This is a genomic window from Pseudomonas sp. H1_D04, assembly GCF_054683855.1.
The window spans coordinates 5,130,418-5,145,143 of the sequence record NZ_CP162826.1 but is presented as its reverse complement, the minus strand read 5'-3'; the positions used below and the strand labels follow the sequence as shown (position 1 = coordinate 5,145,143).

The 14,726-nt window shown below is 60.0% G+C and carries 18 protein-coding genes and 2 pseudogenes; 14 read left to right on the top strand and 6 right to left on the bottom strand.

Going from position 1 to position 14,726, the window contains the following annotated elements; genetic code table 11:
• The first annotated feature begins 87 nt into the window (after positions 1–87).
• Both AB4N82_RS23740 and AB4N82_RS23735 read left to right on the top strand, forming a co-directional pair.
• Positions 88–273 carry a hypothetical protein gene (locus tag AB4N82_RS23740; protein ID WP_003191311.1) on the top strand — a complete coding sequence of 62 codons (186 nt, stop codon included), beginning with the start codon at positions 88–90 and terminating at the stop codon, positions 271–273.
• Positions 274–416: 143 nt separating this feature from the next.
• A complete protein-coding gene (locus tag AB4N82_RS23735; RefSeq protein ID WP_032885705.1) occupies positions 417–698 on the top strand; it encodes a hypothetical protein in 282 nt (93 codons plus the stop codon).
• A 7-nt stretch (positions 699–705) separates the two neighbouring features.
• Here AB4N82_RS23735 and AB4N82_RS23730 read toward each other — a convergent pair.
• Both AB4N82_RS23730 and AB4N82_RS23725 read right to left on the bottom strand, forming a co-directional pair.
• Positions 706–935: pseudogene (locus AB4N82_RS23730) on the bottom strand (hypothetical protein).
• A gap of 22 nt (positions 936–957) precedes the next feature.
• Positions 958–1,311, bottom strand: a complete 354-nt coding sequence (locus AB4N82_RS23725) for a hypothetical protein (RefSeq protein WP_032885707.1) — start codon at positions 1,309–1,311, stop codon at positions 958–960.
• A 213-nt stretch (positions 1,312–1,524) separates the two neighbouring features.
• On the opposite strand from AB4N82_RS23725, the gene AB4N82_RS23720 reads away from it, so the two are divergent.
• The 11 genes and pseudogenes from AB4N82_RS23720 to AB4N82_RS23670 all read left to right on the top strand — a co-directional run bounded on the left by AB4N82_RS23720 (position 1,525) and on the right by AB4N82_RS23670 (position 11,237).
• On the top strand, positions 1,525–1,827 hold the full coding sequence (locus tag AB4N82_RS23720; RefSeq protein ID WP_003173824.1) for a DUF1883 domain-containing protein: 303 nt from the start codon (positions 1,525–1,527) through the stop codon (positions 1,825–1,827).
• Between the two features lie 25 nt (positions 1,828–1,852).
• Positions 1,853–2,017, top strand: coding sequence for a hypothetical protein (locus tag AB4N82_RS23715; protein WP_095184721.1), 165 nt, complete (start codon positions 1,853–1,855; stop codon positions 2,015–2,017).
• Between the two features lie 172 nt (positions 2,018–2,189).
• Positions 2,190–2,686: pseudogene (gene alkB, locus AB4N82_RS23710) on the top strand (DNA oxidative demethylase AlkB).
• Positions 2,687–2,761: 75 nt separating this feature from the next.
• Complete coding sequence (gene ada / locus AB4N82_RS23705; protein ID WP_122765183.1) at positions 2,762–3,808, top strand: bifunctional DNA-binding transcriptional regulator/O6-methylguanine-DNA methyltransferase Ada; 1,047 nt, start codon at positions 2,762–2,764, stop codon at positions 3,806–3,808.
• 106 nt (positions 3,809–3,914) lie between these two features.
• Positions 3,915–4,973: an NAD(P)H-dependent flavin oxidoreductase gene (locus tag AB4N82_RS23700; RefSeq protein WP_122765184.1), complete on the top strand. Its 1,059-nt coding sequence runs from the start codon at positions 3,915–3,917 to the stop codon at positions 4,971–4,973.
• A gap of 117 nt (positions 4,974–5,090) precedes the next feature.
• Positions 5,091–5,849, top strand: coding sequence for a molybdate ABC transporter substrate-binding protein (gene modA / locus AB4N82_RS23695; RefSeq protein ID WP_095184717.1), 759 nt, complete (start codon positions 5,091–5,093; stop codon positions 5,847–5,849).
• Positions 5,850–6,530 (top strand): molybdate ABC transporter permease subunit, encoded by a 681-nt coding sequence (modB, locus tag AB4N82_RS23690; protein ID WP_032885713.1) that lies wholly within the window; start codon positions 5,850–5,852, stop codon positions 6,528–6,530.
• A gap of 5 nt (positions 6,531–6,535) precedes the next feature.
• Positions 6,536–7,615 (top strand): molybdenum ABC transporter ATP-binding protein, encoded by a 1,080-nt coding sequence (gene modC / locus AB4N82_RS23685; RefSeq protein ID WP_122765250.1) that lies wholly within the window; start codon positions 6,536–6,538, stop codon positions 7,613–7,615.
• Between the two features lie 72 nt (positions 7,616–7,687).
• On the top strand, positions 7,688–8,716 hold the full coding sequence (locus AB4N82_RS23680) for a DNA topoisomerase IB (RefSeq protein ID WP_122765185.1): 1,029 nt from the start codon (positions 7,688–7,690) through the stop codon (positions 8,714–8,716).
• Between the two features lie 124 nt (positions 8,717–8,840).
• Positions 8,841–10,463 (top strand): ABC-F family ATP-binding cassette domain-containing protein, encoded by a 1,623-nt coding sequence (locus tag AB4N82_RS23675; protein ID WP_122753506.1) that lies wholly within the window; start codon positions 8,841–8,843, stop codon positions 10,461–10,463.
• 69 nt (positions 10,464–10,532) lie between these two features.
• Positions 10,533–11,237 (top strand): YoaK family protein, encoded by a 705-nt coding sequence (locus AB4N82_RS23670; RefSeq protein ID WP_032885715.1) that lies wholly within the window; start codon positions 10,533–10,535, stop codon positions 11,235–11,237.
• 145 nt (positions 11,238–11,382) lie between these two features.
• On the opposite strand, the gene AB4N82_RS23665 is transcribed toward AB4N82_RS23670, so the two are convergent.
• From AB4N82_RS23665 to AB4N82_RS23650, 4 genes are all read right to left on the bottom strand, one after another.
• Positions 11,383–11,736, bottom strand: a complete 354-nt coding sequence (locus AB4N82_RS23665; protein ID WP_095184714.1) for a hypothetical protein — start codon at positions 11,734–11,736, stop codon at positions 11,383–11,385.
• Positions 11,737–11,909: 173 nt separating this feature from the next.
• Entirely contained in the window at positions 11,910–12,221 is a 312-nt protein-coding gene (locus tag AB4N82_RS23660) for an AzlD domain-containing protein (RefSeq protein ID WP_095184713.1), read from the bottom strand.
• Entirely contained in the window at positions 12,218–12,913 is a 696-nt protein-coding gene (locus tag AB4N82_RS23655; RefSeq protein ID WP_032885718.1) for an AzlC family ABC transporter permease, read from the bottom strand. The genes AB4N82_RS23660 and AB4N82_RS23655 overlap by 4 nt, the downstream gene beginning before the upstream one ends.
• A gap of 71 nt (positions 12,914–12,984) precedes the next feature.
• Positions 12,985–13,200 (bottom strand): hypothetical protein, encoded by a 216-nt coding sequence (locus tag AB4N82_RS23650; RefSeq protein ID WP_003191339.1) that lies wholly within the window; start codon positions 13,198–13,200, stop codon positions 12,985–12,987.
• A gap of 230 nt (positions 13,201–13,430) precedes the next feature.
• On the opposite strand from AB4N82_RS23650, the gene AB4N82_RS23645 reads away from it, so the two are divergent.
• Positions 13,431–14,714, top strand: a complete 1,284-nt coding sequence (locus tag AB4N82_RS23645; protein ID WP_122765186.1) for an arsenic transporter — start codon at positions 13,431–13,433, stop codon at positions 14,712–14,714.
• The last annotated feature ends 12 nt before the right edge of the window (positions 14,715–14,726 follow it).

The following is a 14,726-nucleotide window of genomic DNA, read 5'->3' as shown; positions in this document are numbered from 1 at the left end:
GAACACTGCCTTGGAATAACTTGCGCGGCTGCTCGGCATTTGGCGCTATCATGATGACCTTGAACCAGACCACGAGATTGTTAATAGATGTCAGAACCCAAAGGCGTGAACGGCTACCTGATCACCAAGCGAGCAGACGGCTGGCACCTGATCAACTTCCACGGCGACAGCGTCGCGGGCGTTTTCGAGACCGAGAGCATGGCGATTGCCGTAGCCGAAGTGTTTGTGGATGAAGCGGGCCACGCGTCGAGCAAACGACCGAAGACCAAGTAAGCCTACAGGCCTACGCAAAAAGCCCCCGATTTAAGGGGCTTTTTTTGTGTTTATCTGTACCTAGATGGCAGTTCGCTATAATCTGCCGAAAACGCCCCACGACAGTGTCAGCGCCCTTCCCACACCCTCGACGACGAACACTCATGAACAAACTTCTGGCACTGACTGCGGTACTGGCGCTTGCCGGCTGCACCACCACTTCCGATGTCTACCTAAAAAACGGCGAGCAAGGCCTGACCATCGACTGCTCCGGCGAAGCCAACTCTTGGGCCAGCTGCTACGAAAAAGCCGACGCCTCCTGCGCAGGCACCGGCTATCGCATCGTCGGCACAGAGGGCACGCCATCCTTGAAGGAAAGCGACAAGACCTTGGGCCAGGACGTCGGCAATTTTAAAAACCGCAGTGTGGTGGTGGTCTGCAAGTAACTGCAGGCTACAAGTGGATCTCGGCAAACTTGATGCCCAGCTCCCTTAGGATCTCGGTCAGCTCATCAAGGCTGGCAAAGGATTCGACCTCATCCTGATCATCGACCAGGAAATAACTGCGCCCCCGCTTTTCTTGAAGAACACGATCCATTCGCCAAGGTCGGCAGGATTCTGGATGACATGGGTCGCCGAGATTTGCCCCTCGGCCTGCCGGGCTTGGACGTGTTCACGCTTCATATCTGATTTTTCCACAACGGCATCAGCCAGAAATGCATTCTTCCCCGGCCTTCTTTACGTCGCCCGGGCGGATCGGCACGTTGGACATGCTCTCGTACAGCTTGATGCTGCTACCACTGGAACGCTCGTCAATTTCGAAAATCGCCGAAGGATCGGCCGAGAACTTCTGTGGAACGATCACCTGCACGCCACCGTCCTTATGCGGCTCGATCTGGGGCGGCCGGCGGGTAGTAGATAGTTTCCGAACCACACACGCGGCGTATTCCTGGGGTTTCTTCCCCGAAATGACCGCCAGCGTCGGTGGGGTCTGCTTGATATCTGCAACCGAAGCACACCCACCTATCGCCAAGGCCAGAACCAACACACTCCACTTCATACAAAATCTCCACTTAAAGACCCTACGACAGCCGGGATGGTAATTTTCTCCCGCCCACGTAGGATTTATCCCTGATTACTCGGTAAATAACTGTTTTAAATTGTCGACGACGTTGAAGACAGGCCGATAATAAACGCGCTGGGGCTGATAAACTCCATCTTAACCTACGTATCGTTCTGATTTTTCAGAAAAAGCCCTTCTGGAGACACCCTCATGAAATTCATTCACCAGCGCGAGCACCTCAATGAGGGAGATATCGTCGTCATCGAATGCTCGCAGACTTGCAATATCCGCCTGATGAGCGATGCGAATTTTCGCAGCTTTAAAAATGGCGGCCGTCACACTTACCACGGCGGCGCGTTCGACAAGTTTCCCGCCAAGATCACTGCTCCCAGCACCGGATTTTGGAACATTACCCTGGATGTAGTGACCCGCCGCGCCATCAGCGTTACGCGCAAACCCGCGCTGTCCCACAAGATTCGCATTGTACGTCGCACCAGCACCAAGCTGAGCTGATTCGAACACGCCACAGGAAATCACCGTGACCACCACCAAATACGTAATCAAGTACAAACTCAACGGCGAACGCCGTTTTGAGTTCGCCCAACTGACGACCAACAGCGTGGAAGAGGCCTTGCAGGCTTTGGCGAAAATCCATGATGCCAGTGATGTGATCACCGACATCAACGTGAGCAAGGCGCTGTAAGAACATGCCCGGCCCCACAGCCGACCTTTTCGCCGATGACGCCTTGCAACAACCCGCAGGGCGCGAGCAAATTGGTGAACAGTCCTACGTATTACGGGGCTTCGCCCTGCCGTGGATTGAGCGGCTTCTGCCCGAGTTGCGGCGCGTGCTGGCTCAATCCCCGTTTCGGCAAATGGTCACCCCTGGTGGTTTCACCATGTCCGCGGCGCTGAGCAGTTGCGGCGCCCTGGGTTGGACCACCGACACCAGCGGTTACCGCTACAGCCCGCTGGATCCGCGCAGTCAACAACCGTGGCCGGCACTGCCCGATGTTTTGCGACAACTTGCCGTCCTGGCGGCGGCAGACGCCGGGTTTATCGACTTCGCGCCCGACGCTTGCCTGATCAACCGCTACGTACCAGGCGCCAAAATGTCGCTGCATCAAGACAAGAATGAACGTCAGTACAGCGCGCCCGTGGTGTCGGTTTCGCTGGGGTTACCGGCGATTTTCCTTTTGGTGGACACCAGCGCAGTGACAAAACCCAAAAGGTCTCGCTGTTCCATGGCGACGTGGTTGTCTGGGGCGGCGTTGATCGCCTGCGTTTTCATGGTGTGATGCCGATCAAGGAAGGCGTGCACCCGATCATGGGCCCGCAACGCATCAACCTGACTTTTCGCACCGCTGGCTAATTTGAGCGCAAGCTTCGGAGTGCCTGACCGGCGCGGCACGGCTAATCTGGCCGGGATCCGTCAAGAGTGCCGAACATGACTACCGAACAAGATCCGCGCTGGGCGGCGATACTCGCCCGTGATTCCAAGGCCGACACGCTGTTCGTCTACGGTGTGAAAACCACCGGCGTGTATTGCCGTCCCAGCAGCGTCTCGCGCTTGCCGCGCCCGGAAAATATCGAATTCTTCGACACACCCGCGCAGGCCGAAGCAGCCGGTTATCGTCCCAGCAAACGCGCCGCCGGTGATCAGACTCAACGGGCCGCGCAAGACGCACAACGGGTGGCCGACGCCTGCCGGCATATCGAGCAGGCAGATATCCCACCCAACCTCAACACCCTCGCCACCCTCGCCGGGCTGAGCCCTTTCCATTTCCATCGGATCTTCAAAGCCGTCACCGGCTTGACGCCGAAGGGCTACGCCAGCGCACATCGCTCACAAAAAGTGCGCAACGGACTCAAGGCAAAACAGACGGTGACCAATGCCTTGTACGACGCTGGCTTCAACTCTAATAGCCGCTTTTATGAATCAGCCGACCAGTTGCTGGGGATGAAACCCAGTGACTACAAGGCCGGCGGCACCAACAGTGCAATCCTGTTTGCTGTCGGAGAATGTTCACTGGGTTCGATTCTGGTGGCCCAGAGCAGCCGCGGGGTGTGCGCGATCCTGCTAGGGGATGAGCCGGACCAACTGGTGCGTGACCTGCAAGACCAGTTTCCCAACGCTGACCTGGTGGGAGCCGACCACAACTTCGAACAGCTGATCGCACACGTCGTAGGTTTCATCGAGGCACCCGCCCTCGGGCTGGATTTGCCGTTGGACCTGCGCGGCACCGCATTCCAGCAACGGGTCTGGCAGGCGTTGCGCGATATACCGGTAGGCGACACCGCGAGCTATGGGCAAATTGCCGAGCGCATTGGCGCGCCCAAGTCGTTCCGGGCTGTAGCCCAGGCCTGCGGCGCTAACCGTTTGGCGGTCGCGATTCCGTGTCACCGCGTGGTACGCAGCAATGGTGATCTGTCCGGCTATCGCTGGGGCGTTGAGCGCAAGCAGCAATTGCTCGACCGTGAACGCGACCACTAAACCCGCACGAAAACGCAACGTCGTCCAGTGAATAAAACGGACTGGCCGCACGGCGGATGCCCTGCTAAAACAGCGAAAAGTCCGACGATCGCTGGAGACGCACCCCATGAGCAACTGGCCAGACACGCGCATTCTCGACCTATTGGGCATCGACCTGCCCATCATTCAGGCGCCCATGGCCGGTGCCACTACCGCTGCAATGGTCATTGCGGCCTGCCAAGCCGGTGCACTCGGCTCAATGCCTGCGGCGACACTGACTATCGAGCAATTGCGCGAGGCGCTGATCACTATTCGCCACGCCAGCGCCCGCCCTATCAACGTCAACTTCTTCTGCCACCAGCCGCCCGAAGCAGATGAAGCGCGGGATCGCCGCTGGAAGGCGTTGCTGGAGCCTTACTACCGTGAATTGGGCGCTGACTTTGAGGCGCCTACCCCTGTCAGTGACCGCGCCCCGTTCAATGACGCTGCCTGCCGGGTAGTGGAAGAATTCCGACCCGAAGTCGTCAGTTTCCACTTCGGCCTGCCGGAAACATCCTTGTTGGACCGGGTAAAAGCCACCGGCGCCCGGGTGTTGTCGTCGGCCACCACAGTGGAAGAGGCCGTTTGGCTTGAACAGCACGGTTGCGACGCAGTTATCGCCATGGGCAGCGAGGCTGGCGGGCATAGAGGATTATTCCTCAGTGATGACCTCAACACGCAGATAGGTCTGTTCGCCCTCTTACCCCAGATCGTCGACGCCGTGAAGGTGCCAGTGATTGCCGCCGGTGGTGTTGGCGATGCACGGGGTATTGTCGCGGCGTTTGCCTTGGGGGCGAGCGCGGTACAAATCGGCACCGCGTATTTATTCACGCCTGAAGCGACGGTCAGCGCGTCCCATCACCGCGCACTGCGTCACGCACAGGCCAGCGAAACTGCGCTGACCAACCTGTTCACCGGCCGTCCGGCGCGGGGCATCGTCAACCGGGTGATGCGTGAACTGGGTGCAATCAACCCGGCAGCACCCGCATTTCCGCGTGCTGGCGGCGCTTTGATGCCCCTCAAGGCCAAGGATGAAGCGGGTTTCAGCAACCTGTGGTCAGGCCAGGCACTGCGCCTTGGCAAAGACATGACGACCTACGACCTGACCCGCGAACTGGCCGAACAAACGCTGGCCAAACTTAAATAGCCCAGAAATAGGTGGCAACTTTGCGCTGTACCGGCGATGGCTAACCGCTATATATTCCAATACATAGCGGTTAGCCCTTCTCCCTAGAACAAGCCGTACATCCCAAGGAGCTGCTTCATGATGATTCACGCCTCACGCCTTGCCTTGCTGGTCGCTGCATTCTCTTTCGGCTCCGCCCACGCTGATGAGGTGCAAGTGGCCGTCGCCGCCAACTTCACCGCGCCGATCCAGGCTATTGCCGCCGACTTCGAAAAAGACACCGGCCACAAGCTGGTCGCTGCCTACGGCGCGACCGGGCAGTTCTACACCCAGATCAAGAACGGTGCCCCGTTTGAAGTGTTCCTCAGCGCCGACGACACCACCCCGCAAAAACTCGAAAGCGAAGGCGACACCGTCAAAGGCACGCGCTTCACCTACGCCGTGGGCACCCTCGCGCTGTGGTCGGCCAAAGACGGCTATGTGGACGCCAAGGGTGAAGTCCTGAAGAAAAACGACTTCAAGCACCTGTCCATCGCCAACCCAAAAGCCGCACCTTACGGCCTGGCCGCGACCCAAGTACTGGCGAAAGAAGGCCTGACCGAGAAGGTCAAGGACAAGCTCGTCGAAGGCCAGAACATCACCCAGGCATTCCAGTTCGTGTCCACCGGCAACGCAGAGCTGGGTTTTGTCGCCTTGTCGCAGATCTATAAAGACGGCAAAGTCACCAGCGGTTCGGCGTGGATTGTCCCCGCAGCCATGCACGACCCGATCAAACAAGACGCGGTGATCCTCAACAAAGGCAAAGACAGCGCCGCTGCCAAAGCGCTGGTCGAGTACCTCAAAGGGCCGAAAGCCGCTGCCGTCATTAAGTCCTACGGTTACGAGCTGGCCAAATAAATGCCCCTATCGAGTGCCGATTTTTCCGCTATCTGGTTGACCATCAAACTGGCGTCACTGACCACCGTGATCCTGTTGGTCATCGGCACTCCAATTGCCCTGTGGCTGTCCCGCACCCGCTCCTGGTGGCGCGGTCCCATCGGCGCGATAGTGGCCCTGCCGCTGGTATTGCCTCCCACGGTAATCGGCTTTTACCTGCTGCTGACCATGGGCCCCCATGGCTACTTCGGCCAGTTCACCCAATGGCTCGGCCTGGGCACCCTCACCTTCAGTTTCGCCGGGCTCGTCATTGGTTCGGTGATCTATTCCATGCCGTTCGTGGTGCAGCCGTTGCAAAACGCCTTCTCCGCGATCGGCACTCGCCCATTGGAAGTGGCCGCGACCTTGCGCGCCAATCCATGGGATACATTCTTTACGGTCATCCTGCCCCTGGCGCGCCCGGGGTTTATCACTGCCTCGATCCTCGGATTCGCCCACACTGTCGGTGAGTTTGGCGTGGTGCTGATGATCGGCGGCAATATCCCGGACAAGACCCGCGTGGTCTCGGTGCAGATCTACGACCATGTTGAAGCCATGGAATACGCCCAGGCCCATTGGTTGGCCGGAGCCATGGTGGTGTTCGCGTTCCTCGTGTTGCTGGCGCTCTACTCCAGCCGTAAAACCAAGATGGGCTGGAGCTGATGTCGATGATTGATGTACGCCTGCAACTCAACTATTCCGGCTTTGCCCTGGAGGTGGACCTCCATCTTCCAGGGCGTGGTGTCACCGCGCTGTACGGGCATTCCGGCTCCGGCAAGACCACCTGCCTGCGCTGCATCGCCGGGCTGGAGCGCGCCGCCGACGGTTTTATCCAGGTGAACGATGACGTCTGGCAAGACAGCCGCAGCGGGTTGTTCGTGCCGCCCCATAAACGCGCGCTGGGTTATGTGTTTCAGGAGGCCAGCCTGTTCCCGCACTTGTCGGTGCGGGCCAATCTGGAGTTTGGTCTCAAACGCATTCCCCGCCAGCAGCGCCGGGTGGACATGGCCCAGGCCACGGAGCTGTTGGGGATCGGTCACCTCCTTGAGCGAACCCCCCAGCACTTGTCCGGCGGTGAACGCCAGCGCATCGGCATCGCCCGCGCCTTGCTCACCAGCCCGAAACTGCTGTTGATGGATGAACCGTTGGCCGCCCTCGACAGCCAGCGAAAAAATGAAATCCTGCCGTACCTGGAACGCCTGCACGACGAACTGGACATACCGGTGCTGTACGTCAGCCATGCCCAGGATGAAGTCGCGCGCCTGGCCGACCACATCGTCCTGCTCAGTGACGGCAAGGCGTTGGCCAGCGGCCCGATCGGCGAAACCCTGGCGCGGCTCGACCTGCCGTTGGCGCGGGGCGACGATGCCGGCGTGGTGATCAACGGCACCGTCAGTGCCTATGACGCGGACTATCAGTTGCTGACGCTGCATCTGCCCGACAGCGCCCTGTCCATGCGCGTGGCCCATGCACCGCTGGCCGTGGGCAAAGCGCTGCGGGTCAAGGTGCAGGCGCGAGACGTCAGCCTCAGCCTGCAAGGATCGGAACCGAGCAGCATCCTCAACCGCTTGCCGGTAACGGTCATCCAGGAAATACCCGCAGACAACAGCGCCCACGTGCTTGTACGCTTGGAAGCCGAGGGCACGCCCCTGCTGGCGCGCATCACCCGCTTCTCCCGCGACCAGTTGCACCTGCATCCTGGCCAGACGCTGTGGGCACAAATCAAGGCAGTCGCGGTACTGGCGTAACCATTTGGCACGACCGCAAAACGCTGTGGTCAATCAGACATACCGGCCTGATTTGTTGCCAAGGAACCCGCTATGCCTGACTCCGCGATCCCCGCCGACCTGCCCCGCGACCTGCATTACGTTGACGACACCCAGCCCGGCGTTCGCCGCAAACATGTGCGCGGCAAGTTCCAGTATTTCAATGCCAAGGCTGAGCGCATCACAGACAAGGACGAAATCAAACGTCTGAACGCCCTCGCCGTCCCGCCCGCCTACACCGACGTGTGGATCTGCGCCGACCCGCGGGGCCATCTGCAAGCCACCGGACGCGACGCCCGTGGACGCAAGCAATACCGCTACCACCCACGCTGGCGCGAAGTGCGCGACACCGACAAATACTCACGCCTGCAAGCGTTCGGTAGCGCACTGCCCAAGCTGCGCAAGCAGCTGGAAGCGCAACTGGCCGAACCCGGTTTCACCCGAGAAAAAGTGCTGGCCACGGTGGTGATGCTGCTGGACGCCACCTTGATCCGAGTCGGCAATACCCAGTACGCACGCGACAACAAGTCCTACGGTTTGACCACGCTGCGTAACCGCCATGTGGACGTCAAGGGCAGCGAGATTCAGTTCCAGTTTCGCGGCAAAAGCGGCGTGGAGCATCAGGTCAGCGTCAAGGATCGACGCTTGGCGAACGTGGTCAAGCGCTGCATGGAATTGCCCGGGCAGGATCTGTTTCAGTATCTGGACGAAGACGGCGAGCGGCGCACCGTCAGTTCCCATGATGTAAATGCGTACCTGCACAGCCTCACCGGCGCCGACTTCACCGCCAAGGACTATCGCACCTGGGCCGGCACCGCCATGGCGCTCGCCGTGTTGCGTGAGTTGGAATGGCAGCCGGAATCCGACGCCAAACGGCATGTGGTCGCCATGGTCAAGGACGTGGCCCGGCAGTTGGGGAATACACCGGCAGTGTGCCGCAAGTGCTATATCCATCCGGCAGTGCTGGAGCATTTCAGCCTGGGCGAACTGCACACCTTACCCAAGCCTCGGGTGCGCAAAGGGCTCAAGGCTGAGGAAGTCGCACTGGCCATGTTCCTTGAACAGCTCGCCAAGGCGAGTTAGGCTCTGCCTCCTTTCTGCCCTATGGGATGACCGCCGACGTGAACCACTAAGCCTTCCAGAATGTACCTGCAACGAGCCGCCTGGCGTGCTTGTTGGCCTGTTCGACATTGCTTTGGAGGTGCTGATGACTCACGTCAACCGGCTGCCCGCGTTGGTTTCCCTGCAACACCTGTCTTTCCAATTCGCCAACGGCGAAACCCTGCTGGAAGACCTCACGCTGTCCATCGACCTTACGCCCACCGGGATTGTGGGGCGCAATGGCCGGGGCAAAAGTGTTCTCGCCAAGCTGATCGCCGGGTTGCTTTCACCCTCCTCCGGCGCGCTGGATCGCCCGCCAAACGTGGCATATGTGCCACAGGCGGTTGTCGTCGAACCGGGGGATACCGTCGCCCAACTCACGGGAATCGCAGACGCCTTGGCGGCGCTGGAGCGCATGGCCCAAGGCACCGCCAGCGTGGAAGATCTGGCATTGATCAATGAACGCTGGGACCTCGCCGACCGCTTACGCAGCGCTTTGGATACAGCGGGGTTGTCACAGCTGAGTGCCAGCACGCCTGCCGAGCAACTCAGCGGTGGCCAACTGGCGCGGGTTGTGGTGATCGGTGCGCTGTTGTCTGCGCCGCAGTTGCTGGTGCTTGATGAGCCCACCAACCACCTCGACAGCGCAGGCCGCTCGTGGCTGCTGCGGGTCCTGGCTGATTGGCGTGGCGGCCTGGTGGTGGTCAGCCATGATCGGCAGTTGCTCAATAGCCTGGGGCGCATCATCGAGCTGTCGCCCCTCGGCGTGCGGGTGTATGGCGGTAATTACGATGCCTATCGCGTGCAACGAGACAACCAACAGCAGGCCGCTGTCGCCGCATTGGAGCACGCACGCCTGGAGCGCAGCCGCGAACGCAAGCGCCTGCAAAAGGACCACGACAGCCTCCAACGCAACGCAGCCCACTCCCGCAAGCAGGCGCAAGTCGCCAACATTGACCGATTCACCAAGGCACGCTGGAAAGGCGCGGCCACACAAATCGTCAGCACCGTACGCAGCGCCCATCGGCACCGCAAAGAAGATCTGGACAGCCAGGTGCGCCAGGCTTACGAGCGGGTACAGGATGAGTCGACAACGTTGCTCGCATTACCGGCGTCGACGGTGCCCAGCGGGCGCACAGTCGCGACCTTAATCGATGCCCAACTGCCGTGGCTGCCCGCGAGGTGCGTCAACATGCACCTAACAGGCCCGGTACGTGTCGCGGTGCATGGGCCGAACGGTTGCGGCAAGTCCACGCTGCTCAAGCTGTTGGCTGGCCAATGGCAAACGGTCACGGGGCAATGCAGCGTGCACGTGCCCAGTGCCTACATTGATCAGCATCTCACCCTGCTGGACAACCAGCGCTCGATCATCGAACAGCTCAACCTGCTCGGTACACCGCTAACCGAAGCCGAGTTGCGTGCGCGCCTGGCCTTGCTGCAACTGGACGCCCTGCGCGTGACACAACCCGCGGTGCAACTCAGCGGCGGCGAACGTTTGAAAGCCGCGATGGCGATTGCCCTGTGGCGCCACGTGCCCGCGCAACTGTTGCTGCTCGACGAGCCTACCAATCACTTGGACCTGGAATCAGTGAGGGCTTTTGAGCAGGCGCTGCAAGGGTTTAGCGGAGCGATGGTGGTGGTGTCTCATGATGAGGCGTTTGTGCAGGCGATCGGGCCGACGCACCGCTTGAACTGGACGCAGGAGGGCTGGCGCCTGGAAGCTGTCTGAGGTCATTGCATGCGTGGTCAAAGCGCCCTACCGTAGTGGCCGGATAATCTCACCGTGGAGCCCGGTCCTATGCTGCCTTCGTCCCGAAAGCCTTACGTCAATGCTGCACTTGCCCATCGACAGCGTTGGCGCGGCCGGGTCGGCATGATGCTGGTGGCCAGTCTTTCGGTGCTGGCGGGCATGACCGACGCCATCGGTTTTATGGCCAGCGGCGACTTCGTTTCGTTCATGAGCGGCAACACTACGCGCCTTGCGGTGGCAATCAGTGCCGGGGACTTGGGGCTGACGGCGCGATTGTTATTGCTGGTCGCCACCTTCGTGGTCGGCAACGCATTGGGCGTAGTAGTGAGTCGTTTTGGCAAGCGGCATGCACTGCCTTTGCTGCTGTGTATTGCTGCGTTGTTGTGCGCAGGCGCGCTGTGGCCGTCAGACGATACCTTGCCCGCGTTGCTGGCAGCGATCATTGCAATGGGCATGCTTAATGCGGCCGTCGAAGAGGTCAACGGTTTGCCCGTAGGCCTTACCTACGTCACGGGTGCGTTGTCTCGTTTTGGCCGTGGCCTGGGGCGTTGGATGCTGGGCGAGCGTCGCAATGGCTGGCGGGTGCAGTTGATCCCGTGGGGCGGCATGTTTGTGGGGGCCGTGATCGGCGCGTTGCTGGAGCAGCAGATGGGCCTGAAGGCGTTGCTGGTCAGCGCTGTGTTGGCTGGGGTGTTGGGAGTGGTGTCACTGAAGATCCCTCGTCGCTGGCACTTGGGTTTCATGCCGCGATAAGGGGGAAAAGATGCTCGCCCGACAATTTGGCCTCGACGTCCTTGTACTGGTAAAGAGCCATCAAGCCGGGCGAGCAGTGAGAATGATAAGCGAATGTCCGGCGGCTGTCCCGCCGGGCGTTTCCTAAACAGACTAAGGCAAGGGACTACAGACAAGTCGCCAGCGCGGCCAAACGACGCTTGGCAGGCATCTCATCCTCGGCGGCGTAGTATTTGACGGACGATCCGGCACCCGCACTTTGCACGTCGACGAAGTAATCGCCACCGGTGGTGTAGACGGTGAAACCACCCGCCCCGTTCGGCTCTTTGAAGCCGCCGGCATCGACGCCAAACACGCTTTCATCCTGCCAGCCAAACTGGATGCACTCGGCAACCACCAGGGTGGCCTTGTCCGATGCCAGAGTCTTGTAGGGGGCTCCCGAACGGGCTTCGTTCATCTTCGAACCTGCGCAGCCGGTCAGTGCTGCCAATACCAATGCGCCCATTACCACCTTGTGCATGCCATCGCCTCCATGAAAAAAAACGCGACTGTAGCATTGCCGCGCAGCTGACTGACGCCTGGATGAACTTTGTTTCACTGTGACGCAGGAGCGTGCCATCTATAGTGGCTTGGCTCATTTTTAGAAGTCTCCCTTCTGCCCGCCCTCCCGCGGGCTTTTTTTTTGCCTGCGCGTCAGAGCCACCAACGGAACAGATAGAACAACGCCATGCTCAGCAGCACCGTAAGCAGCACATTGCGCGTCCAGAACATCAACGCGACCGCACTGATACCCGCCAGCAAATAGGGATTGGCCGGACTCAGGTTGAGCTGATGGTCAGCGAGAAAAATAATTGGCCCGCAAATCGCTGTCAGCATCCCCGGCACGGCAAACCCGAGAAACTCCCGAGCGCCACGGTTGAGGCGCACCGGCAGGCGCGGTTCGATAAACAGGTAGCGGTTGAGAAATACCACCAGGCCCATACCCACAATCATCAGGTAAATCATCGCTGCCCTACTCCCAATCGCTTGCAGACAAACCCTGCACTCATGCCCAGCACGCCGGACACCACCACTGCTGACTCCCAGTGCAGGAAACTCAGCCACACCGAACACAGCAGCGACACCGCCACGCAGACCACGGTCGGCACATCCCGCACAACGGGGGTGATCAGAGCGATAAACGTCGCGGCAATGGAAAATTCCAGGCCCAGTTGATCAAGACCGGGAATGCTTTTGCCCAACACGATACCGGCCAGGGTGAACAGGTTCCAGGCGATATAAAACGTCAGGCCGACGCCCAAGGCATACCAGCGATTGAAGGTCTGGCGATCATAGTGGCTGACCAGTGCGAAGAACTCATCGGTCAGTAGAAACCCCAGGCTCATGCGCCAACGGCTATTAAGTGCCGACAACGTGGGGCGCATATGCATGCCGTACAGCAAATGCTGGGACGTCAGCAGCAAGGTGGTCAGCACGATGGAAATCAGGCTGGCGCCACTCTTGACCATCCCGATGGCAACCAGTTGCGCAGCACCGGCGAACACAATGGCGGAAAGGCCTTGGGCCTGCAGCGGGGTGAATTGCGCATCGATGGCCATGGAGCCGGCCAGCAGCCCCCAAGGGGCACACGCCAGGGACAAGGGAATAACGGCGATGGCGCCGCGAGCGAAGGCGTAATGAGGTAAGGCAGTAGGCATGGAGACGGCTCATCGACAGACAGTCGACAAGCATGCCAGCGTAATCAGGGAGTTGTCTTGAACGATCTTGCTCAAGCGAGCTTTACAGAGACCTGCTCCACCGAGTCGCGAGCTTCACGCAATTCGTAGGCGTCCTGGTTCAGACGATGAATCGTATTGAGCAAGCGCTGACGCAGCACTTCATCGCCGAGCTTTTCGACGGCGCGCATCAGGTCAAACGCCGCGGTTTCGTTATTTTCCGCGACGGAATCCAGGGTCTTGCGCAGGTTACGAGTGGCACGGGTCACGCGGGGTCTTCCTTCTTCAGCAATGGGCGGGCACTTTAGGACATTCGTGTTTCATTTTAATTTCAATCACTTGTGGTTGATTTGTCGGTGTTTGATCCACGTCAATTGAAACAAGGTTTGGCTGAAATATCGGGAAATACGTATATTCCCTAACCCCCTTCATACAACCCGCCATGGTTGCAGACCACAACGGGCCAGCACCTGCCGCTGAGCCACCGGAGCGTTAATTCATGCTTGTCGCCGTTGCTATTTTTATCGCCACCATCGTCCTGGTTATCTGGCAGCCCAAGGGGCTTGGCGTCGGCTGGAGCGCCACCTTGGGCGCGATCCTGGCCCTCGCCTGCGGCGCGGTCAGCCTTTCGGACATCCCCGTGGTATGGCACATCATCTGGAACGCCACCGGCACGTTTGTCGCGCTGATCATCATCAGCCTGTTGCTGGATGAAGCCGGTTTCTTCGCCTGGACCGCGCTGCATGTGGCGCGTTGGGGCCGTGGACGCGGCCGTCGCTTGTTTGCCTATATGGTGCTGCTCGGTGCGCTGGTGTCGGCGCTGTTCGCCAATGACGGCGCGGCACTGATCCTTACTCCGATTGTCATGTCGATGCTGCTGGCCCTGCGTTTCTCGCCGGCGGCGACCCTGGCGTTCGTCATGGGTGCAGGCTTTATCGCCGACACTGCAAGCCTGCCACTCGTGGTATCGAACCTGGTGAACATCGTCTCGGCGGACTACTTCAAGATCGGCTTCAACGAATATGCGGCGGTGATGGTTCCGGTCAACTTCGTCAGCGTCGCGGCCACGCTGGCGGTGTTGCTGTGGTTCTTCCGCCGCGACATCCCGCAAACCTACGACCCCGCCGACCTGGCCGACCCCGCCAGTGCCGTCCACGACCGTGCCACCTTCCGCGCTGGCTGGTGGGTGCTGGGCATCCTGCTGATCGGCTGTTTCGCGCTTGAGCCACTGGGCATTCCCATCAGTGCGATTTCCGCCGTGTGTGCCGTGCTCTTACTGGTCATCGCCGCCAAGGGCCATAAGATCTCCACGCGCAAAGTGATGAAGGAAGCGCCGTGGCAGATCGTGATCTTTTCCTTGGGCATGTACCTGGTGGTCTACGGCCTGCGTAATGCTGGCCTCACGGATTACCTCGCCACCTGGCTCGACACCTTCGCCGAGTACGGCGTGTGGGGCGCGGCCATGGGCACCGGTGTGCTGACGGCCTTGCTGTCGTCAGTCATGAACAACCTGCCCACAGTGCTGATCGGCGCGTTGTCCATTGAGCACAGCCATGCCGTGGGCGTGGTTAAGGATGCGATGATCTACGCCAACGTCATCGGCAGCGACCTGGGCCCGAAAATCACCCCCATCGGTAGCTTGGCCACATTGCTGTGGTTGCATATCCTGGCGCGCAAAGGCATCTCCATCACTTGGGGTTACTACTTCAAGGTCGGGATTGTGCTGACCTTGCCGGTGCTGCTGGTCACCCTCGCCGCCCTCGCCCTGCGTCTGAGTATCTGACGGAGAATGCCG